Source organism: Sulfitobacter sp. UBA1132 (assembly GCF_002311545.1).
In the GTDB taxonomy this organism is placed as follows: Bacteria; Pseudomonadota; Alphaproteobacteria; order Rhodobacterales; family Rhodobacteraceae; genus Sulfitobacter; species Sulfitobacter pontiacus.
Genome location: NZ_DCAN01000011.1, coordinates 506,074 through 526,343, shown reverse-complemented (window position 1 = coordinate 526,343; position 20,270 = coordinate 506,074). Strand labels below are relative to the sequence as shown.

The following is a 20,270-nucleotide window of genomic DNA, read 5'->3' as shown; positions in this document are numbered from 1 at the left end:
CAATGTAGTAAATAAACCATGCGCGATCCCGGTTTCAGAGTAAAGCACCCTGATCACCGGATCGCCCATTTTGCGCCTTACTTGGTCCCGAACATCCGGTCACCGGCGTCACCAAGCCCGGGAATGATATACCCCTGCTCGTTCAGCTTCTCGTCGACCGCCGCGGTGACGATCGGCACATCGGGATGCGCCTCTTTCATGCGGGCCACGCCTTCGGGGGCCGCCAGCAGACACAGGAAGCGGATATTGGTCGCACCGGCTTTCTTCAGCATGTCGATCGCAGCCACGGATGAATTACCAGTGGCGAGCATCGGGTCCACGGCGATCACCAGACGGTCGTCCATACCCTCGGGCACCTTGAAATAATATTCCACCGGCTGCAAAGTTTCCTCGTCACGATACAGGCCAACAAAGCCCACCCGCGCCGACGGGATCAGCTCAAGCACGCCATCCATCAACCCGTTGCCCGCCCGGAGGATAGAGATCAGTGCCAGCTTCTTGCCGTCCAGCGTGGGTGCATCCATCGGCTGCATCGGGGTGTCGATCCGCTTGGTCGTCATCGGCAGGCCGCGGGTCACCTCGTAGGCCAGAAGCTGGCTGATCTCGCGCAGCAACTGGCGGAACGCCGCGGTCGATGTGGATTTATCCCGCATGATTGTCAGCTTGTGCTGCACCAGCGGATGATTAACGACGGTCAGGTGTTCAACGATATCGGACATCGGGGCGCTCTCCATATTACTTGGCTGAACTCATGCCCCGAAAAGCCGTGCCCCGCAACCATCGCATCTTCACCAGCTTCATTTTGCCAGTCAAACTCCGGGGGGGATCGCGGCCCTGCCGCGATGGGGGCAGGCCCCCGCCCGACCGATACGTCGCCGAACAGAGTTTAATCGGGCACCGCGACCCCTAGATGTCGCGCCACCAACCCAGCGACATCGCGAAAACCGATCTGCCCCAAGCTGCCAGCACCCTGCCCTGCCACCAGAACCGGCGCCCGTTCTCGGGTATGGTCGGTGCCTACCCATGTCGGGTCGTTCCCGTGATCTGCGGTCAGCACCAGCATATCCCCGTCCCGCAATTGCCCCAGCAGCTTACCGATCTCGGCATCGAACCACTCAAGCGCGCGGGCATAGCCCGACACATCGCGCCGGTGCCCGTAAAGACTGTCAAACTCCACAAAATTCGCAAAGGTCAGGCTGCCGTCTTCGGCGCTTTCAACCAGATCACCAAGATGGCCCATCAACGTCTCGTCCGACCCTTTGCGCACCTCGTCAAACCCGGTCATCGAAAAAATGTCACCGATCTTTCCAACGGCATAGACACGGGCACCACTGTCCTGCACCCAGTTGCTTAGCACCGGCGCGGGCGGCGTGATCGCAAAATCGCGACGGTTGGTGGTGCGGGTAAAGCCGCTTTGCACATCCCCGATGAAAGGACGCGCGATCACCCGCCCGACTTTCATCTCATGCGCGATCGGGGCCATCTTTTCGCATAGATCCAACAGCCGTTGCAGGCCGAAGCTCTCTTCATGCGCGGCGATCTGCAACACGCTGTCAGCCGAGGTATAGCAGATCGGAAAACCGGTCTTGATATGCTGCGCGCCGAACTCCTCGATGATGGCGGTGCCGGGGGCGTGGCAATTCCCCAAAATCTCGTCCGTGCCAGCAAAGGCGGCAAGCTGCGCAACCAGCGCGGGCGGAAAGGATTTCGAGGCATCGGGAAAGTAATGCCACTCCCACGGGACCGGCAAACCGGCCAATTCCCAATGACCCGAGGGCGTATCTTTGCCGCGCGAGATTTCTGTCGCCGCGCCCCATGTGCCGCTGACGGTGCCATCAAGACTAGCGATATGCAGCCCGCTTGCCAGTTCAATCGCCGGGCCAAGCCCCAGCGACGCCATATGCGGCACGTTCAAAGGGCCGCTGCGCCCGTCTTCTGCGCGCCCCTCCGCACAGGCCTGCGCGATATGGCCCAGAGTATTCGCGCCGGTGTCGGGCACACGCCCGTTAAAGAAGGTGTCTGCATCAGGCGCACCACCGATACCGACTGAATCCATCACAACTAAAAAAGCACGTGCCATCAGCCGACCCTCTCTACAATCAAATCCGGCACGGCGACCGGCTTCGGGCCAATGGTGATCGCACCGCGCACCGCCTGTGCGGCCCGCTCTGCGTCCGCCGCGCGGGCGCCATGAACAACCGCCAACGGCCCCTTGGACGATACTTTCGCCCCAAGGCGGACCACATCCGAAATCCCCACGGCCGGGTTGATCTGGTCCGTCTCGACCGCGCGCCCGCCGCCCAAAGCGACGACCGCAAGGCCCAACGCCTCGCCATCAATCGCGGTCACATAATCAATCGCGGTCACATATCCGGTTTTCGGTGCGGGGACCTCTCCGATGATCGTCGCCTCGGGCAAAAACCGCGTCCAGTTTTCGACAAACTTCGCAGGCCCGCCCATGGCCGCGATCATCACGCCAAAGCGTTCCGCCGCGCGGCCCGACCGGATCGCCTGCACGATCATATCCGCCCCGACCTGCACATCGCCCGCCAGCCCGGCATTGGCCAGCAACACCCCCCCAAGGGCCGCACAGACCGAGACAATCGGACCCTTGTTGTGCCCCGTCAGCACGCGCATCACCTCGGCCACTTCCAGCGCGTTTCCAAGGCTCGGCACCAGGGGCTGGCTCATGTCGCTGATCACCGCCGTCGTGCGGCATCCACTCGCATTCGCAGTCTTGGTCAACGCCGTCGCCAGCGCCTGCGCCTGCGCCAAATCCTTCATAAAGGCACCGCTGCCGACCTTGACGTCCAACACCAGACCATCCAGCCCCGCCGCCAGCTTCTTCGACAGGATCGACGCGGTGATCAGATCAAGGCTGTCCACGGTCGAAGACACATCGCGCACCGCATAAAGCCGCTTGTCCGCGGGGGCGATACCGTCGGTCGCACTGACAATCGCACAGCCTGCCTTGGCCACCACGGCGCGAAACTGCGCCTCGTCTAATGTGGTATTCACCCCCGGAATGGCCTCAAGCTTGTCCAGCGTCCCGCCGGTATGCCCCAGTCCCCGCCCCGAGATCATTGGCACATAGGCCCCGCAGGCCGCCAAAGCAGGGGCCAGCACAAGGCTGACGCAATCGCCCACGCCGCCGGTAGAATGTTTATCCAGCACCGGCCCGTTCAGATCCCAGTCGAAGACCCGCCCGCTGTCGCGCATGGCGAGCGTCAGGGCAACGCGCCCTACATCGCTTAGCCCGACCTGACAGACCCCCATCGCAAAGGCCCCCGCCTGCGCATCACTGACCCGCCCGTCGGCAAGTGCCATCGCGAACCAGACAAGCTCTTCTCGGTTCAGCGACCGCCGGTGCCGCAGTTTGGACAGGATCGCGCGGGCATCCATGGCTTAGCCCTCCATATGCGCGCGGCCAAAGGCACCGGGCAACAGCTCGGCCATCGTCATCACCTCTTCAACGCCCGACAGGGTCGCCATGGTCACCCGCGCGCCCCCCTGACCGAATTCCGCCAGTTTCTGACGGCAACCGCCACAGGGCGTGACGGGCGTGGGGCTGCCCGCGATCACATAGGCCTCGACAAAAGCCGTCTCGCCTGCCGCGATCATCGCGGCGATAGCACCGGCCTCGGCACAGGTGCCTTCCGGGTAAGCGACGTTTTCCACGTTGCAGCCTACAAACACCGCCCCCGAAGCCGTGCGCAACGCAGCCCCCACCTTGAAGTTGGAATAGGGCGCATAGGCATTTTCCTGCACGGCGCTGGCGTGCTGTCGCAAATCATTGGTCATAAATCCCCCAAGTTTCACAAAACTATAAAAACCTTTCGCCAAAGTTGCGATGCCAAAAGCGGAAAAATGCCATGCTTCATTTTGCCAAACAAACTCCGGGGGAATCGTGGCCTGCCACGATGGGGGCTGCCCCCCTTCCCGCCCCATCATCTGCGCCGCATGGGCGGTGACACGCCCCGCTCCAAAAGTCGTGTTGGCGCGGCTGGCAAAATAGTTTAACGCTAAACTACTCTCTTAAAGGACCGCCAAAACATGACCGATGCGCCCAATCTGCGCCAAGCCGCACTTGACTATCACGCCTTCCCCAAGCCCGGAAAACTCGAAGTGCGCGCGACCAAACCACTGGCGAACGGCCGCGATCTGGCGCGCGCCTATTCCCCCGGCGTGGCCGAAGCCTGCCTTGAGATCAAGGCCGACCCGACCACAGCCGCGCATTACACCACCCGTGCGAACCTTGTGGGTGTGGTGACCAATGGCACGGCGGTTCTGGGGCTGGGCAACATCGGCGCGCTGGCCTCCAAACCGGTGATGGAGGGCAAGGCCGTCCTTTTCAAGAAATTCGCCAATATCGATTGTTTCGACATCGAGCTGGACCAGAATGACCCCGAAAAGCTCGCCGAACTGGTGTGCGCGCTAGAGCCGACCTTCGGCGCGATCAACCTCGAAGACATCAAGGCCCCCGATTGCTTTACCGTCGAACGCATCTGCCGCGAGCGGATGAACATTCCGGTTTTCCACGACGACCAGCACGGCACCGCGATTGTCGTTGGGGCCGCCGTGAAGAACGCGCTTTTCGTGGCGGGCAAGAAGTTCGAGGACATCAAGATCGTATCCACAGGCGGCGGCGCGGCGGGCATCGCTTGTCTGAACATGCTGCTGAAACTTGGCGTGAAGCGCGAGAACGTCTGGCTTTGTGACATTCACGGTCTGGTCTACGAGGGCCGCGAGATCGACATGAACCCGATCAAATCGGAATACGCGCAGAAATCCGACCTGCGTGATCTGGCCGATGTGATCCATGATGCCGATCTGTTCCTCGGCCTCTCTGGTCCCGGTGTCCTGAGCCCCGAAATGGTGCAGAAAATGGCGCCGCAGCCGATCATCTTTGCGCTGGCCAACCCCACGCCGGAGATCATGCCCGATCTCGCCCGCGCGGTGGCCCCTGACGCGATTATCGCAACGGGCCGGTCGGATTTTCCAAATCAGGTCAATAACGTATTGTGCTTTCCCTTTATCTTCCGCGGTGCGCTGGATGTGGGGGCGACCACGATCAATGACGAGATGAAGATCGCCTGTATCGACGGGATTGCCGCGCTTGCCCGTGCCACCACCTCGGCCGAGGCTGCCGCCGCCTATCAGGGCGAACAGCTGACCTTTGGCCCCGACTACCTGATCCCCAAACCCTTTGACCCGCGCCTGATCGGTGTCGTCTCTACCGCCGTCGCGAAAGCCGCGATGGACACCGGCGTCGCCACCCGCCCGATCGAGGATCTGGGCGCTTATCGCCACAAGCTGGACAGCTCGGTCTTCAAGTCGTCCATGCTGATGCGCCCCGTATTCGAGGCCGCGCGCGTGGCCCCGCGCCGGATCGTCTTTGCCGAAGGCGAAGACGAACGCGTGCTGCGCGCCGCCCAAGCCATGGTGGAGGAAACCAAGGAACGCCCGATCCTGATCGGCCGCCCCGAGGTGATCGAACGGCGCATCGAAAAGGCTGGTCTGACAATCAAGCTGGGCGAGACGGTGGATCTGGTGAACCCCGAAAACGACCCGCGCTACCGCGACTATTGGGAGACCTATCACAACCTGATGGCCCGCCGCGGCGTGTCGCCTGATATCGCGCGCGCCATCATGCGCACCAATACCACCGCCATCGGCGCGGTGATGGTGCACCGAGAAGAGGCTGACAGCCTGATCTGCGGCACCTTCGGGGAATTCCGCTGGCATATGAATTATATCGAACAGGTTCTCGGTCGCGACGGGCGGCGCCCCCATGGGGCCCTGTCGCTGATGATCCTGGAAGATGGGCCCTTGTTTATCGCGGACACGCAGGTGCACCTGCACCCCACCCCCGAACAGATCGCCGAGATCGCCATCGGTGCCGCGCGCCATGTGCAACGTTTCGGCATCGAACCCAAGATCGCCCTGTGTTCGCAAAGCCAGTTCGGCAATCAGGGCGAAGGGTCGGGCAAACGTCTGCGCGCGGCGCTGCGGCTGCTGGATGCGGGCAACCATGATTTCTGCTATGAGGGCGAGATGAACATCGATGCCGCACTCGACCCCGAGCTGCGCAGCCGTCTGCTGCCCTCGAACCGGATGGAAGGTGCTGCGAATGTTCTTGTCTTTGCCCATGCGGATGCGGCATCGGGCGTGCGCAATATTCTGAAGATGAAGGGAGGCGGGCTTGAGGTTGGGCCGATCCTGATGGGGATGGGCAACCGTGCCCATATCGTCTCTCCGTCGATCACCGCGCGCGGGCTGCTGAACGTCGGTGCGATCGCCGGTACGCCGGTCGCCGAATACGGCTGACGCCCCGCGTGAAAACGCCGCCCTTATACGGGGCGGCGCATGGACCGGAACCGGCCGGAATTACTTGGCCGGTTTGGCGCCCTTGGCCGCAAAGGGTGCCTTGATGTCAGACACGCTGCTTGGCATCGGCTTGGCAGGCCGTGCGTCTGCTTTGGCCTTTTTCTTCTTGTTGGCGAGCTTATCACCCATTGTTCTGAACCTTTGTTCAAAGACGAAGGGCGGCGACATGCCGTCCCTATCCGCGATGCTGCGCCCCTTTGCGCGATTGATCTGATCCAAATTCGACGCGGTAGGTCATATTCGACATGAGCTGCGCGAAAATCTGTGCGCTACCGGAAATAGGCCGAAACGCGCTTGTAAATTTTGACACCGCGCGCGGGGGAGCGGCTGTAAACTTTGTTGCCGGATGGCCGCGATATAGGCGCAAGCTCTTGCTCTTTCCCGCGGCCGTGGCCTACCAAATGGTATTCGCGTTCACGGGAGGGAGCCGCATATGGGATATCACGACATTTACAAAAGCTGTCAGGACAACCCTGAAGCCTACTGGCTAGAGCAGTCCAAAGCCATCGATTGGGAGGAAGCGCCCCGTCAGGCGTTGTTCGACAAGGGCAATGATCTGTACGAATGGTTCGCCGACGCCAAAGTAAATGCGTGCTACAACGCCGTTGACCGCCATGTGGAAAACGGCCGTGCCGATCAGGTGGCGATCATCCATGACAGTCCGATCACCGACACCCAGACCAAGATCACCTTTGCCGAGCTGCAAACCCGCGTCGCCGCTGTCGCCGGTGCGCTACAGGCCAATGGCGTGGGCAAAGGCGACCGCGTGATCATCTATATGCCGATGGTTCCCGAAGCGCTTGAGGCGATGCTCGCCTGCGCACGGATCGGGGCGGTACATTCGGTCGTGTTCGGCGGCTTTGCCTCGAACGAACTGGCCGTGCGGATCAACGACTGCACCCCCAAAGCGATCATCGCCGCTTCCTGCGGGTTGGAACCAGCGCGCGTCGTGGCCTATAAGCCGCTGCTTGACGGGGCCATTGAACAGGCCGACCACAAACCCGATTTCTGCCTGATCCTGCAACGCGAACAGGCCCCCTGCGATCTGACACCGGGGCGCGATCTGGATTGGCACGCGGCGCAAAAAGGCACCACCCCCGCGCCCTGCGTCGCGGTGGAGGGCAACCACCCCGCCTATATTCTTTACACCTCGGGCACGACCGGCGCGCCCAAGGGCGTGGTGCGCCAAACCGCGGGGCATCTGGTGGCGCTGAACTGGACGATGAAGAACATCTACAATGTCGATCCGGGCGATGTCTTCTGGGCTGCCTCCGATGTGGGCTGGGTCGTGGGGCACAGCTACATTTGCTATGGCCCGTTGGTGCATGGCAACACCACCATTGTGTTCGAAGGCAAGCCCGTGGGCACACCCGATGCGGGCACCTTCTGGCGCGTCATTTCCGAACACAATGTCCGCAGCTTCTTTACCGCCCCCACCGCGATCCGCGCCGTCAAACGCGAAGATCCCAAGGGCGAGGAGATTGGCAAATACGACATTTCCTGCCTGCGCGCGCTGTATCTGGCGGGCGAGCGTGCCGACCCAGACACCGTGATCTGGGCGCAGGAAAAGCTGGGCATACCCGTCTATGACCATTGGTGGCAGACCGAAACCGGCTATACCATCGTCGGCAACCCCGCCGGACTGGAGGCGCTGCCGGTCAAAGTCGGCTCCCCCACGGTGCCGATGCCGGGCTATGACGTACAAATCCTGAACGAGGCGGGCGAGCCGCAACCCGCTGGCACTTTGGGGTCTATCGCGATCAAGCTGCCCCTGCCTCCCGGCACGTTGCCCACCCTGTGGAATGCCGAAGATCGCTTCCGCAAAAGTTACCTTACGACCTATCCCGGATACTACGAAACGGGGGATGCGGGCAGGATCGACGAGGATGGATATCTTTATATCATGGCGCGCACCGATGATGTGATCAACGTCGCCGGTCACCGCTTGTCCACCGGCGCGATGGAAGAGGTTCTGGCCGGCCACCCCGATGTGGCTGAATGTGCCGTGATCGGCGTCAGCGATCCGCTGAAAGGGCAGGCTCCGATGGGGTTTGTGTGCCTGTCCAAAGGGGTCGACCGCCCCCATGCCGAGATTGCAGCCGAATGCCAGCAACGGGTGCGTGACCAGATCGGGCCGGTGGCAGCCTATAAGATGACGCTGGTGGTGGATCGCTTGCCCAAGACGCGTTCAGGCAAGATCCTGCGGGCAACGATGGTCAAACTGGCGGATGCAGAGCCGTTCAAGCTGCCCGCGACGATCGACGATCCGGCCATTCTGGAAGAGATTAAGTCGGCGCTGCAAACCATCGGCTACGCCAAGGACACCTGATAGATCCGGCCCCCCCATAACGCGAAAAAGGCGGCTGTAACAGCCGCCTTTTCTAATCGATATCTAGGCCAGTTAGTGTTTGGCCACAAAGCTGTCTACCTGACGCTCCGCCTCGTCTTTGGCAACGCCGTAGCGCGCCTGAATCTTGCCGACCAGCTGGTCGCGTTCGCCGGCGGCTTCTGTCAGGTCATCGTCGGTCAGATCACCCCATTCTTCTTTGACCTTACCGGTCATCTGGCTCCAGTTACCTTTGATTGTATCCCAATTCATGTCAGGTCTCCTTTTGCTAAAATTCCAAACGATGAAAGCACCTGAATGGCCTCTCATGCGTCTCGGAATATCAACGCGCCAAAGGCACCGCGGTTCCGCCTGAAACGCGGATTAGTTGAACTGCTCGCTGATCAGCCGTTCTTCCAGACCGTGGCCCGGATCGAACAGGATACGGTGCTTGATCAACGGGTCCGAGGTGATCTCGACCGCGACGACATCGCGGTAGGAATTCCCGTCGGCGTCGGCCATCACAGGACGTTTGGCGGGCTCCAGCACATCAAAGCGCACGGTCACCGTTTTCGGCAGCAAGGCCCCGCGCCAGCGCCGTGGCCGAAACGCCGCCATCGCCGTCAGGGCCAGCACATCCGCGCCAATCGGCAGGATCGGGCCGTGCGCGGAGTAATTATAGGCGGTGGACCCGGCAGGCGTCGCCACCAGTGCGCCATCGCAGACCAGCTCCTCCATCCGCACGCGCCCGTCGACGCTGATCCGCAGCTTGGCCGCCTGCGGCCCCTCGCGCAGCAAGGCGACCTCGTTCAAGGCCAGCGCCTTGGAGGTCTCGCCATTCGCATGTGTGGCGACCATCACCAGCGGGTTGATCACCGCCTCTTCTGCTGCGCGCAGACGATCCACCAGATCCTCTTCGGCATAGGCGTTCATCAAGAACCCGATGGTGCCGCGGTTCATGCCATAGACCGGCGTCGACAGCTCTTGCGAGTCGTGCAGCGCCTGCAGCATGAACCCGTCCCCCCCGAGGGCGACGATAACCTCTGCCTCCTCGCGCGTGACATTGCCGTATCGTGCGCTCAGCGCCGTCAACGCATCCTGTGCAACATCAGAGCGGCTGGCGATAAAAGCGATCTTCATGGGCGGATGTTTCCAATGAGGGATATTCACAGTCAAAAGAACCACATATCGCGCCGACCTACCAGCTTTGCCGCATATGACGGTGCGACCGGCGCATTACGACCTTCACCCCCGTGCCGGATTAAGCTAGATAGCCCGCAACCCGCACACGTAGTCAAAGGAACCACGCCCATGTCCGGTTTTTTCACCACCCCCCTGTCCGAAGCCGATCCCGAAATCTTCGGGTCCATCACAGACGAGCTGGGTCGCCAGCGCAACGAGATCGAACTGATCGCCTCCGAAAACATCGTGTCTGCGGCTGTCATGGCGGCGCAGGGGTCGGTGATGACCAACAAATACGCCGAAGGCTACCCGGGCCGCCGCTATTATGGCGGGTGTGATTTTGTCGATGTGGCGGAAAACCTGGCGATTGAACGCGCGTGCAAATTGTTCAACTGCGACTTCGCCAACGTGCAGCCGAATTCGGGCAGCCAAGCCAACCAGGGCGTGCTCACCGCGCTGCTGCAACCCGGTGACACCATTCTGGGCATGAGCCTCGACGCGGGCGGCCACCTGACCCACGGGGCCAAGCCGAACCAATCCGGCAAATGGTTCAACGCCATCCAGTACGGCGTGCGCAAACAAGACAACCAGCTTGACTATGACCAGGTCGAAGCGCTCGCGAAAGAGCACCAGCCCAAGCTGATCATCGCCGGCGGTTCCGCCATCCCGCGCCAGATCGACTTCAAGCGGATGCGCGAGATTGCCGATATGGTCGGTGCCTACCTGCAGGTGGACATGGCCCATTTTGCCGGTCTGGTCGCTGCGGGCGAACACCCCTCCCCCTTCCCCCATGCGCATGTGGCGACAACCACCACGCATAAAACCCTGCGCGGTCCGCGCGGCGGCATGATCCTGACCAACGACGAAGCGCTGGCGAAAAAGTTCAACTCGGCCATCTTCCCCGGTATTCAGGGTGGCCCGCTGATGCATGTGATCGCCGCCAAGGCCGTGGCCTTTGGTGAAGCGCTCAAGCCCGAGTTCAAGACCTACATCCAACAGGTCATCAAGAACGCCCAAGCACTCAGCGACCAGCTGATTAAAGGCGGGCTCGACACAATCACACACGGTACCGACACCCACCTGCTGCTGGTCGACCTGCGCCCCAAAGGCGTCAAAGGGAACGACACCGAAAAAGCTCTGGGCCGCGCGCATATCACCTGCAACAAGAACGGTGTGCCGTTTGACCCTGAAAAGCCCATGGTCACCTCCGGCATCCGTTTGGGCTCGCCTGCGGCAACAACACGCGGGTTTGGTGAGGATGAATTCCGTCAGATCGCCGACTGGATCATCGAGGTTGTCGACGGGCTGGCTGCCAATGGTGCCGATGGCAACGCCGAGGTCGAAGCCAAGGTCAAAGCCGAAGTCGAAGCGCTCTGCGCCCGCTTCCCGATCTACCCCAACCTCTAAAGCCCCAACCTCTAATGCGATGTGCCCCGGGCCCTTCCAAATGGATTAAATCCCGGGGGGCCCGCAAGGGCGGGGCAGCGCCCCAAACCACGCCTCGAAACAAAGCCCCGCTTGCAGGTCCGCAGCGGGGCTTTTGCGTATTCGATCGTAACGTCAGCGCCCGTCAGACGTAGCCGCGCCACCACAGAAACGTGATGAACGCCACCGCAACGCAAATCAGGTTGAACGCCACGCTGGCCGCAAGACCAAGCCAGCGGTCCTTGCGCCGTTCGGCCACGTCGATCCCGGCAAGATGCTCCATCACGCGGTCATAGGCGGACTGCACCGTTGCCCCCTCGAGCCTGCGTGCCATCTTGGGGTTGCGCGCCATAAAAGCCGCCTGTGCAAAGACCTTGCCCTCACGCCGCACTCGCGCGGGCAGACGGCGCCCTGCGCGCGCCAGCGCATGAGAGACATCGCGCCCCTGCACACCCAGCTTTGCCTGCAAGCCGCGCTGCATTTCACGTGCCTTGGTCTCTAGGTCTTTTTGATCCAGCATGTTTCAACCCTAAACGGTCTGGCACATCGGCTGCAATGGCCCTACATCTTGGGCATGTTGAATTACACTGAATATGGCACCGCAGGCGACGCCCCTGCCCTGCTGATCGTGCATGGTCTTTTCGGGTCAGGCCGCAATTGGGGCGTGATCGCCAAACGGATGTCCGACCAGCGCCGCGTGGTGACCGTCGACATGCGCAACCACGGGGACAGCCCGCGCGCGCAGACGCAAAGCTACCCCGAGATGGCCGCCGATCTGGCAGAGGTCATCACCCATCTTGGCGCGCCAATGGACGTCTGCGGGCATTCGATGGGCGGTAAGGCGGCCATGATGCTGGCGCTGAACCATCCCGAAGTTGTGAACCGTCTGGTGGTCGCCGATATCGCTCCTGTCGCTTATGGCCACAGCCAGCAAGAGTTTATCGATGCGATGCGCACGGTTGATCTGGGTACGCTCACCCGCCGCTCCGACGCCTCTGACCAATTGGCGGCTGCGGGGGTCGAGCCCGCATTGCAAAGCTTTTTCACCCAGTCTCTGGATGTGCCCAACAAGGTGTGGAAGCTGAACCTTGATGTGCTTGAGGCAGAGATGTCCAAGATAGTCGGCTGGCCCGATGGGGTCGATGGACGATACGAGGGGGAGGTGCTGTTCCTGTCCGGCGGCAACTCCACCTATGTCAAACCCGAAGACCGCCCCGTGATCAAGGCGCTGTTCCCGCAAGCGCGCTTTGCCAAGCTGCCGGGCACAGGCCATTGGCTGCATGCAGAAAAGCCGCGCGACTTCGAGGCGTCTTTGCGCGCTTTCCTGACGCTCGGGTAAGGCAAAGGGGCACCGCATCGGGCGGTGCTGCGCCCCTGCCACATGGGTGTTGCCTGAAAACACGCCCCATATCCCGACATGCCCCCTTGCACCTCTCCCCCCAAAGCCTATAACGCGGAGAATTTGCAAACATCCGGGGGCCTGAGCCATGCCAAAAAGAACCGATATCCAGTCGATCATGATCATTGGAGCGGGGCCCATTGTCATCGGTCAGGCGTGCGAGTTCGACTACTCCGGCGCGCAGGCGTGTAAGGCCCTGAAAGAGGAAGGCTACCGCGTCATCCTCGTGAACTCCAACCCTGCGACGATCATGACCGATCCGGGGCTGGCGGATGCCACCTACATCGAACCCATCACGCCCGAAATCGTCGCCAAGATCATCGAGAAAGAGCGCCCCGACGCGCTGCTGCCAACGATGGGCGGTCAGACCGGGCTGAACACCTCGCTCGCGCTCGAAGAGATGGGCGTGCTCGAGAAATTCAACGTCGAGATGATCGGCGCGAAACGCGAAGCCATTGAAATGGCAGAGGATCGTAAGCTTTTCCGCGAGGCGATGGACCGTTTGGGCATCGAAAACCCCAAGGCGACCATCGTCACCGCGCCCATTGCCGCCAGCGGTAAAAAAGACCTTGCGGCGGGCGTGCAGCTTGCGCTCGACGCGCTGGAATATGTCGGCCTGCCCGCGATCATCCGCCCTGCCTTCACCATGGGCGGCACCGGCGGCGGCGTGGCCTACAACCGCGACGATTACGAATTCTATTGCCGCTCGGGGATGGACGCGTCGCCGATGGGGCAGATCCTGATTGATGAAAGCCTGCTTGGCTGGAAAGAATACGAGATGGAAGTGGTGCGCGACACTGCTGACAACGCGATCATCGTCTGCTCGATCGAGAACGTCGACCCGATGGGCGTGCACACAGGCGATTCGATCACCGTGGCCCCTGCCCTGACGCTGACCGACAAAGAATACCAGATCATGCGTAACCACTCGATCGCCGTGCTGCGCGAAATCGGCGTGGAAACAGGCGGATCGAACGTGCAATGGGCCGTGAACCCCGAAGATGGCCGCATGGTCGTGATCGAGATGAACCCGCGTGTATCGCGCTCTTCAGCGCTGGCGTCCAAGGCGACGGGTTTCCCCATCGCCAAGATCGCAGCCAAGCTGGCGGTGGGCTTTACCCTAGACGAGCTGGACAACGACATCACCGGCGTGACGCCTGCCTCCTTCGAGCCGACAATCGATTATGTCGTCACCAAGATCCCGAAATTCGCGTTCGAGAAATTTCCCGGCTCCGAACCCTACCTGACGACCGCGATGAAGTCTGTCGGCGAAGCGATGGCGATTGGCCGCACGATCCACGAGTCGCTGCAAAAAGCGCTGGCGTCGATGGAATCCGGGCTGACCGGTTTTGACGAAATCGACATCCCCGGTCTGGACAGTGACCTGCCCGCCGACGCACCACAGAACGAAGCCGCGCTGATTGCCGCGATCAGCAAGCAAACCCCCGACCGGATGCGCACCATTGCTCAGGCGATGCGTCACGGCATGTCTGACGTGGATATCCACGGTGTGACCATGTTCGACCCGTGGTTCCTTGCCCGCATCCGCGAGATCGTCGACGCCGAAGCGCAAGTCCGCAAAGACGGGCTGCCGCTGACCGAAGACGGGATGCGCAAGCTCAAGATGATGGGCTTTACCGATGCGCGCCTTGGCACGCTGACCGGTCGCGACGAAGACAACGTGCGCCGCGCGCGTCTGAACCTTGGCGTCAAGGCCGTGTTCAAACGGATCGACACATGCGCCGCAGAATTCGAAGCGCAAACGCCCTACATGTATTCTACCTACGAGGCACCCGCCTTTGACGAGGTTGAATGCGAAGCCCGCCCCAGCGACCGTCAGAAAGTCGTCATTCTGGGCGGCGGACCGAACCGGATCGGCCAAGGGATCGAGTTCGACTATTGCTGCTGTCACGCCTGCTATGCGCTGACCGACGCGGGCTATGAGACGATCATGGTCAACTGTAACCCCGAAACCGTCTCGACCGACTATGACACCTCGGACCGGCTGTATTTCGAACCCGTCACCTTTGAACACGTGATGGAAATCCTGCGGGTTGAACAGGAAAACGGCACGCTGCACGGCGTCATCGTGCAGTTCGGCGGCCAGACACCGCTGAAGATCGCGCAGGCGCTGCAAGAGGCGGGCATCCCGATCCTTGGCACCACGCCCGACATGATCGACCTTGCCGAAGACCGCGAACGGTTCCAGCAGCTGGTGCAATCGCTGGGCCTGAAGCAGCCGCATAACGGTATCGCCCACTCCGACGCCGAAGCGCTTGAGATCGCAGCAGACATCGGCTTTCCGCTGGTGATCCGCCCGTCTTACGTTCTGGGCGGCCGCGCGATGGAGATTGTGCGCGATCAAGCCAGCCTCGAACGCTATATCCGCGACGCGGTGGTCGTATCGGGCAAAAGCCCCGTGCTGTTGGATCACTACCTCTCGGGCGCGGTAGAGCTGGACGTCGACGCGCTGTCAGACGGCACGGATGTCCACGTTGCGGGTATCATGCAGCACATCGAAGAGGCCGGCGTTCATTCGGGCGACAGCGCCTGTTCGCTGCCCCCCTATTCGCTGAGCCGCGACATCATTGCCGAGGTCGAAAAACAGACCAAGGCGCTGGCGCTGGCGTTGAATGTAGTGGGCCTGATGAACATCCAGTTCGCGGTCAAGGACGGCGAGATCTACCTGATTGAAGTCAACCCCCGCGCCTCGCGCACCGTGCCCTTTGTTGCCAAAGCGACGGACAGCGCGATTGCGTCAATCGCTGCGCGGATCATGGCGGGCGAAAAGCTGTCGGCCTTTCCGCAACGCGCGCCCTACCGTGACGATGCCGCCTATGACGACGTGCTGCCTTTGGGTGATCCAATGACACTGGCGGACCCGAACATGCCTTGGTTCTCGGTCAAGGAAGCCGTGCTGCCCTTCGCCCGCTTCCCCGGTGTCGACACGCTGCTTGGCCCTGAAATGCGGTCAACGGGCGAGGTTATGGGCTGGGACCGCGACTTCCCCCGTGCCTTCCTCAAGGCGCAGATGGGCGCGGGCAACCCGCTGCCGCGCAACGGCTGTGTATTCTTCTCGATCAAGGACATGGACAAGTCGGATGACATGCTGACCGCCGCGCGTATCCTGCTGGAGCAAGGGTTCACCCTGCGCGCCACCCGTGGCACCGCCGCCTGGCTGACAGAGCATGACATCGCCTGCGAGATCGTGAACAAGGTCTACGAGGGTCGCCCGAACATCACCGACATGATGAAGGACGAAGCGATCCAACTGGTGATGAACACCACCGAAGGCGCGCAGGCGGTCGAGGACAGCAAATCCATCCGCTCTATCGCGCTGTATGACAAGATCCCGTATTTCACCACGGCCGCCGGTGCCTATGCCGCAGCGCTGGCCATCAAGGCACAAGCCGAAGACGAGATCGGCGTTAAATCGCTTCAGGGCTAACCTGCCCTTTCTGACCTGCGCCGCGTCTTTGATGCGTGGCGCAGGTCTTTCCCCTTTCCTCCCCCTCTCATTGTCCGTCGCCCTTGCATGCCAGCCCCCGCTGGACTTGACCCCGCAGCCGTTTCTTGGCCTACTCGGACAACGCTGAAAAAGGTTTACCCATGTACACACCCGCCATTACTGGTAGCGGCATCTTTACGCCGGAACAGGTCATCACCAACGCCGAGCTGGTCAAGGCGTTCAACGCCTATGCCGATCTGTACAATGCCGAACACGCCGCTGAGATCGACGCCGGAAAACTGCCCGCCAAGGAACACTCCTCGGAGGAGTTCATCGTCAAGGCGTCGGGGATCGAACAGCGCTATGTCATGGATAAGACGGGCATTCTGGACCCCAAAGTGATGCACCCCCTGCTGCGCCAACGGTCCGACGACGAACCCGGCCTGATGGCCGAGATGGCGCTGGATGCGGCACAAAAGGCGTTGCTGGCGGCGGGGAAAACCGCGGCTGATGTTGATGCCGTCATCTGCGCGGCGTCGAACCTTGAACGCGCCTATCCGGCCGTTGCGATCGAAATCCAGCAGTTGCTGGATATCAACGGCTTTGCCTTCGATATGAACGTCGCCTGTTCGTCCGCGACCTTCGGCATCCAAGCGGCGGCGGATATGATCCGCTCCGGCTCGATCCGCTCGGCGCTGGTGGTCTGCCCCGAAATATGCTCGGCTCATCTGGAATGGCGCGACCGTGACTGCCACTTTATCTTTGGGGACGTGGCCACCGCCGTGCTGATTGAACGCGCCGAAGACGCAGCCGGTGCTTATTTCGAGATCAAATCGACCCGTTGCGCGACCGAGTTCTCGAACAACATCCGCAACAACAACGGCTTCTTACGCCGGTCCCGCCCCGATGGCGTCGCAGACCGCCGCGACATGCAGTTCATGCAGAACGGGCGCAAGGTGTTCAAAGAAGTGCTGCCGATGGTTGCCGAACACATCGCGGGCCACATGGCTGACGAAGGCGTTGAGGCCGCTGATCTGAAGCGTCTGTGGCTGCATCAGGCGAATAAATCGATGAATGACTTCATCGGTCGCAAAGTGCTGGGTCGCGCGCCCGAAGCGGGCGAGCAGCCCAACATCCTGCAAGACTACGCCAACACCTCCTCTGCCGGGTCGATCATCGCGTTCTCAAAATACTCCGACGATCTGACCGATGGGGACACCGGGCTGATCTGTTCCTTCGGGGCCGGATATTCCGTGGGGTCTGTGCTGGTACAGCGCCACGGCTAAGCCCACCGGCAAAGAGCCACCTCAACACCTGTGACATGTGGGGCGCGGTCTGCGACAGACGCGTCCCCGCTGCCCTCCCCCCACCTTGAACGCCAAGGTCGCCTGACGCTAAAGAGGGCCATGGCAAAGCTTTACTTTCATTATTCGACCATGAACGCGGGCAAATCGACCGTGCTTCTGCAGGCGGCTCATAACTATGTCGAACGCGGCATGGTCCCCTATCTGATGACCGCGAAATTCGACCACCGCGCCGGACACGGGCGGATCGCATCGCGTATCGGGATTGGGCACGAGGCCGACACTTTCGAGACGGACGAAGACCTTTTGGCGAAGATCGAAAAGCGTTTGGCTGAAGGCCCTTGCGCCTGCATCTTCATCGACGAGGCGCAGTTTCTCAGCCCTGATCAGGTCTGGCAATTGGCCCGAGCGGTGGATGACCTGCGGGTACCTATCATGTGCTATGGGCTGCGCGTGGACTTCCGTGGTCTGCTCTTCCCCGGGTCTGCGACGCTGCTCGCCCTTGCCGATGAAATGCGCGAGGTGCGCACGATCTGCCACTGCGGCAAGAAAGCGACGATGGTGGTGCGACAGGATGCCGAAGGCAAAGCGATCCGCGAAGGGGCGCAGGTGCAGATCGGCGGCAACGAGACCTATATCTCATTGTGCCGCCGACATTGGCGCGAAGCCGTGGGCCGTTAAACGAGGTTCGGGGGCGTTTCGCCCGCGACGCCCGCTTTCAAATTCTCAACCGCCATCATCCACATATCCACACGCACCTCCCGGGAAGACGTGCCTAGATGCGGTAATAGCACCACGTTATCCAGATCCCGCAGGGCTTGCGGCACCTCTGGCTCGAACTCATACACATCCAGCCCTGCGCCGCCGATGGTGCCCGCTTGCAGGGCCTGGATCAAAGCGGCTTCCTCGACGATATTGCCGCGCGCGATGTTGATCAGGAAGGCATGCGGCTGCATCGCCGCTAGCACATCCGCATTGATCAGATGCTGCGTGTCGTCCCCGCCCGGCACGGCGATAACAACCACATCAACAGCGGCAACCAACCGTTTGAGATCACTGATATGTTCCGCCGGATAGGCGACACTTTTCGCGCTGCGGCTAAAGTATTTCACATCCATCGAAAAGCCGTAGTGACAGCGCCGCGCGACGGCTTGGCCGATACGTCCCATCCCGACGATCCCGACAGTCTTGCCCGTCAGATGCATGCCCAAAAGCTGCGAAGGCTCCCATCCGGACCATTGACCTGACCGCACCAGCCGTTCGCCTTCTCCCGCACGGCGTGCGGCCATCAGCATCAGCGTCATGGCGATATCGGCGGTGGCATCGGTCACAGCACCGGGCGTGTTAGAGACCTGAAGCCCCGCCGCCTTTGCCGCCTCGACATCGATGTGGTTATAGCCCACCCCGAAATTGGCGAGCATCTTGCACCGTGGCATGCCGACCTTGCCAAAGACATCCGCGGTAAAGCGGTCGCCCAAGGTGGCCAGCACCCCGTCATAGTCGCGCAGGGCGTCCTGCATCTCGTCCTCGGACAGGGGCGCGCTGTCCTCACGATAGGTCACGTCAAAGCCTTCCAGGGCCTCGTGCACTTCGGGGGGCGCAGGGCGGGCGATCAGTAGTTTCGTCAATGCAGACGTCCTCCGTTCGGGGTGGGTTGCGTGGGGCGCATCAGCACAATCGCCCCGTCCTCGTCCGGCACCCCAAGCACCAGAACTTCGGACATAAACGGCCCGATCTGACGCGGCGGGAAGTTGACCACCCCCATCACCTGCGTCCCGATCAGCGTCTCGGGCGTGTAATGCACCGTCACCTGAGCCGAGGTTTTACGCTCACCGATATCGGGACCAAAGTCGATCCACATCTTGATCGCGGGCTTGCGCGCCTCGGGGAAGGGTTCGGCACGGGTGACCGTCCCGACCCTGATGTCGACTTTCATGAAGTCGTCAAAGCTGATCTCAGCCATTCGAAAGCTCGCGCGAACGATCGGCGGCTGCCGCCACAGCGCGTTTGAGCAGGACCGGAAAGCCGTCTTGCTCGTTCATCAGCACGTCCAGCGCGGCCTGTGTGGTGCCGTTGGGGCTGGTCACGTTGACGCGCAGCTGGTCCGGGCCTTCGTCGGCGGATTTCGCCAGCGCCCCGGCCCCTGCGACCGTGGCCGTGGCGAGCTTTAGCGCGAGCTCGGGGCTGAGCCCCTGCGCGATCCCGCCCGCGGCCATGGTTTCGATCATGTGGAAAACATAGGCCGGACCCGACCCACTGACCCCTGTGACCGCGTCGATCTGGGATTCCTCCTCCAGCCGGACAACGTCGCCCACGGCCGACAGCAGCTCTTCGGCTTCGTCCATGCCTTTGGCGTCGACGTGGTCGTTGCCGACGATGGCGGTGATGCCTTGGCTGATGGCGGCGGGTGTGTTGGGCATGGCGCGCACGATCGGCGTCTGTTCCCCTAGCGTTTTCTCAAACGTCGCGATGGTGGTGCCGGCGGCGACGCTGACAAAAACCGTCTTGCCGTTGCCCATGGCCTGCAACGTGGGCAGCGCGTCACCCATCATCTGCGGCTTCACCGCCACAAGAACCACAGCGGGCTCCTTGGGCAGATCGACGTTCAACTGCACGCCCTGCTCTTTCAACCAGTCAGAGGGTTTCGGATCGATGACATATACCGAAGATGTCGGAAGCCCGCGTGCCAGCCAGCCCGCCAGCATCGCGGATCCCATCTTGCCACAGCCCAGTAGAACCAAACCGTCTTTGGCGATGCGCGTATCTTTCATATCTGTACCCCTAAATTAACATTCGGGG

General features: G+C 61.6%; 18 protein-coding genes. 7 read left to right on the top strand and 11 right to left on the bottom strand.

Annotated elements, in window-relative coordinates; genetic code table 11:
* Nucleotides 1-77: 77 nt before the first annotated feature.
* The 4 genes from upp to B4F27_RS10210 all read right to left on the bottom strand — a co-directional run bounded on the left by upp (nucleotide 78) and on the right by B4F27_RS10210 (nucleotide 3,801).
* A complete protein-coding gene (upp, locus tag B4F27_RS10225) occupies nucleotides 78-719 on the bottom strand; it encodes a uracil phosphoribosyltransferase (RefSeq protein WP_005849474.1) in 642 nt (213 codons plus the stop codon).
* Between the two features lie 167 nt (nucleotides 720-886).
* A complete protein-coding gene (locus B4F27_RS10220) occupies nucleotides 887-2,080 on the bottom strand; it encodes a phosphopentomutase (protein ID WP_286759592.1) in 1,194 nt (397 codons plus the stop codon).
* Nucleotides 2,080-3,402: a thymidine phosphorylase gene (locus B4F27_RS10215; protein WP_286759591.1), complete on the bottom strand. Its 1,323-nt coding sequence runs from the start codon at nucleotides 3,400-3,402 to the stop codon at nucleotides 2,080-2,082. The genes B4F27_RS10220 and B4F27_RS10215 overlap by 1 nt, the downstream gene beginning before the upstream one ends.
* Before the next feature lie 3 nt (nucleotides 3,403-3,405).
* Entirely contained in the window at nucleotides 3,406-3,801 is a 396-nt protein-coding gene (locus tag B4F27_RS10210; RefSeq protein WP_286759590.1) for a cytidine deaminase, read from the bottom strand.
* 252 nt (nucleotides 3,802-4,053) lie between these two features.
* On the opposite strand from B4F27_RS10210, the gene B4F27_RS10205 reads away from it, so the two are divergent.
* Nucleotides 4,054-6,327 (top strand): NADP-dependent malic enzyme, encoded by a 2,274-nt coding sequence (locus tag B4F27_RS10205; RefSeq protein WP_037944737.1) that lies wholly within the window; start codon nucleotides 4,054-4,056, stop codon nucleotides 6,325-6,327.
* 60 nt (nucleotides 6,328-6,387) lie between these two features.
* Here the strand turns inward: B4F27_RS10205 and B4F27_RS10200 are convergent, their stop codons facing one another.
* Nucleotides 6,388-6,516, bottom strand: coding sequence for a malic enzyme (locus B4F27_RS10200; protein ID WP_074634685.1), 129 nt, complete (start codon nucleotides 6,514-6,516; stop codon nucleotides 6,388-6,390).
* Between the two features lie 304 nt (nucleotides 6,517-6,820).
* On the opposite strand from B4F27_RS10200, the gene B4F27_RS10195 reads away from it, so the two are divergent.
* A complete protein-coding gene (locus tag B4F27_RS10195; RefSeq protein WP_286759589.1) occupies nucleotides 6,821-8,716 on the top strand; it encodes a propionyl-CoA synthetase in 1,896 nt (631 codons plus the stop codon).
* A gap of 72 nt (nucleotides 8,717-8,788) precedes the next feature.
* Here B4F27_RS10195 and B4F27_RS10190 read toward each other — a convergent pair whose 3' ends face one another.
* Nucleotides 8,789-8,986, bottom strand: coding sequence for a CsbD family protein (locus B4F27_RS10190; RefSeq protein WP_005849485.1), 198 nt, complete (start codon nucleotides 8,984-8,986; stop codon nucleotides 8,789-8,791).
* 111 nt (nucleotides 8,987-9,097) lie between these two features.
* Nucleotides 9,098-9,853, bottom strand: a complete 756-nt coding sequence (locus B4F27_RS10185; protein ID WP_005849487.1) for an NAD kinase — start codon at nucleotides 9,851-9,853, stop codon at nucleotides 9,098-9,100.
* A 171-nt stretch (nucleotides 9,854-10,024) separates the two neighbouring features.
* Here B4F27_RS10185 and glyA point away from each other — a divergent pair, with 171 nt between their 5' ends.
* Nucleotides 10,025-11,302, top strand: coding sequence for a serine hydroxymethyltransferase (gene glyA / locus B4F27_RS10180; protein WP_286759588.1), 1,278 nt, complete (start codon nucleotides 10,025-10,027; stop codon nucleotides 11,300-11,302).
* Nucleotides 11,303-11,465: 163 nt separating this feature from the next.
* On the opposite strand, the gene B4F27_RS10175 is transcribed toward glyA, so the two are convergent.
* Nucleotides 11,466-11,840 (bottom strand): hypothetical protein, encoded by a 375-nt coding sequence (locus B4F27_RS10175; protein ID WP_180828006.1) that lies wholly within the window; start codon nucleotides 11,838-11,840, stop codon nucleotides 11,466-11,468.
* 54 nt (nucleotides 11,841-11,894) lie between these two features.
* On the opposite strand from B4F27_RS10175, the gene B4F27_RS10170 reads away from it, so the two are divergent.
* The 4 genes from B4F27_RS10170 (at nucleotide 11,895) to B4F27_RS10155 (ending at nucleotide 18,152) form a co-directional block, all read left to right on the top strand.
* On the top strand, nucleotides 11,895-12,659 hold the full coding sequence (locus B4F27_RS10170) for an alpha/beta fold hydrolase (RefSeq protein ID WP_286759612.1): 765 nt from the start codon (nucleotides 11,895-11,897) through the stop codon (nucleotides 12,657-12,659).
* A gap of 148 nt (nucleotides 12,660-12,807) precedes the next feature.
* Nucleotides 12,808-16,167 (top strand): carbamoyl-phosphate synthase large subunit, encoded by a 3,360-nt coding sequence (gene carB / locus B4F27_RS10165; protein WP_286759587.1) that lies wholly within the window; start codon nucleotides 12,808-12,810, stop codon nucleotides 16,165-16,167.
* A gap of 161 nt (nucleotides 16,168-16,328) precedes the next feature.
* Entirely contained in the window at nucleotides 16,329-17,453 is a 1,125-nt protein-coding gene (locus B4F27_RS10160) for a beta-ketoacyl-ACP synthase III (RefSeq protein WP_286759586.1), read from the top strand.
* Between the two features lie 120 nt (nucleotides 17,454-17,573).
* Entirely contained in the window at nucleotides 17,574-18,152 is a 579-nt protein-coding gene (locus B4F27_RS10155) for a thymidine kinase (protein ID WP_005849498.1), read from the top strand.
* Here B4F27_RS10155 and B4F27_RS10150 read toward each other — a convergent pair.
* The 3 genes from B4F27_RS10150 to proC are packed head-to-tail and all read right to left on the bottom strand — an operon-like array spanning nucleotide 18,149 to nucleotide 20,242.
* Complete coding sequence (locus B4F27_RS10150) at nucleotides 18,149-19,099, bottom strand: 2-hydroxyacid dehydrogenase (RefSeq protein ID WP_074634691.1); 951 nt, start codon at nucleotides 19,097-19,099, stop codon at nucleotides 18,149-18,151. The two genes, B4F27_RS10155 and B4F27_RS10150, sit on opposite strands and share 4 nt — an antisense overlap.
* Entirely contained in the window at nucleotides 19,096-19,434 is a 339-nt protein-coding gene (locus tag B4F27_RS10145) for a tRNA-binding protein (protein ID WP_005849502.1), read from the bottom strand. Before B4F27_RS10145 ends, B4F27_RS10150 begins: the two co-directional genes overlap by 4 nt.
* The gene (gene proC / locus B4F27_RS10140; RefSeq protein ID WP_074634693.1) at nucleotides 19,427-20,242 is read right to left on the bottom strand and encodes a pyrroline-5-carboxylate reductase; all 816 of its coding nucleotides are present in this window, start codon (nucleotides 20,240-20,242) and stop codon (nucleotides 19,427-19,429) included. The genes B4F27_RS10145 and proC overlap by 8 nt, the downstream gene beginning before the upstream one ends.
* Nucleotides 20,243-20,270: the final 28 nt, after the last annotated feature.

Bases quoted from the DNA above. Each gene is read 5' to 3' on its own strand.
- B4F27_RS10155 (WP_005849498.1), top strand. From the start codon at position 17,574: ATGGCAAAGCTTTACTTTCATTATTCGACCATGAACGCGGGCAAATCG.
- B4F27_RS10175 (WP_180828006.1), bottom strand. From the start codon at position 11,840: ATGCTGGATCAAAAAGACCTAGAGACCAAGGCACGTGAAATGCAGCGC.
- B4F27_RS10200 (WP_074634685.1), bottom strand. From the start codon at position 6,516: ATGGGTGATAAGCTCGCCAACAAGAAGAAAAAGGCCAAAGCAGACGCA.
- B4F27_RS10215 (WP_286759591.1), bottom strand. From the start codon at position 3,402: ATGGATGCCCGCGCGATCCTGTCCAAACTGCGGCACCGGCGGTCGCTG.
- upp (WP_005849474.1), bottom strand. From the start codon at position 719: ATGTCCGATATCGTTGAACACCTGACCGTCGTTAATCATCCGCTGGTG.
- B4F27_RS10185 (WP_005849487.1), bottom strand. From the start codon at position 9,853: ATGAAGATCGCTTTTATCGCCAGCCGCTCTGATGTTGCACAGGATGCG.
- glyA (WP_286759588.1), top strand. From the start codon at position 10,025: ATGTCCGGTTTTTTCACCACCCCCCTGTCCGAAGCCGATCCCGAAATC.
- B4F27_RS10145 (WP_005849502.1), bottom strand. From the start codon at position 19,434: ATGGCTGAGATCAGCTTTGACGACTTCATGAAAGTCGACATCAGGGTC.
- B4F27_RS10190 (WP_005849485.1), bottom strand. From the start codon at position 8,986: ATGAATTGGGATACAATCAAAGGTAACTGGAGCCAGATGACCGGTAAG.
- B4F27_RS10160 (WP_286759586.1), top strand. From the start codon at position 16,329: ATGTACACACCCGCCATTACTGGTAGCGGCATCTTTACGCCGGAACAG.
- B4F27_RS10220 (WP_286759592.1), bottom strand. From the start codon at position 2,080: ATGGCACGTGCTTTTTTAGTTGTGATGGATTCAGTCGGTATCGGTGGT.
- B4F27_RS10205 (WP_037944737.1), top strand. From the start codon at position 4,054: ATGACCGATGCGCCCAATCTGCGCCAAGCCGCACTTGACTATCACGCC.
- B4F27_RS10170 (WP_286759612.1), top strand. From the start codon at position 11,895: ATGTTGAATTACACTGAATATGGCACCGCAGGCGACGCCCCTGCCCTG.
- B4F27_RS10195 (WP_286759589.1), top strand. From the start codon at position 6,821: ATGGGATATCACGACATTTACAAAAGCTGTCAGGACAACCCTGAAGCC.
- B4F27_RS10210 (WP_286759590.1), bottom strand. From the start codon at position 3,801: ATGACCAATGATTTGCGACAGCACGCCAGCGCCGTGCAGGAAAATGCC.
- carB (WP_286759587.1), top strand. From the start codon at position 12,808: ATGCCAAAAAGAACCGATATCCAGTCGATCATGATCATTGGAGCGGGG.
- proC (WP_074634693.1), bottom strand. From the start codon at position 20,242: ATGAAAGATACGCGCATCGCCAAAGACGGTTTGGTTCTACTGGGCTGT.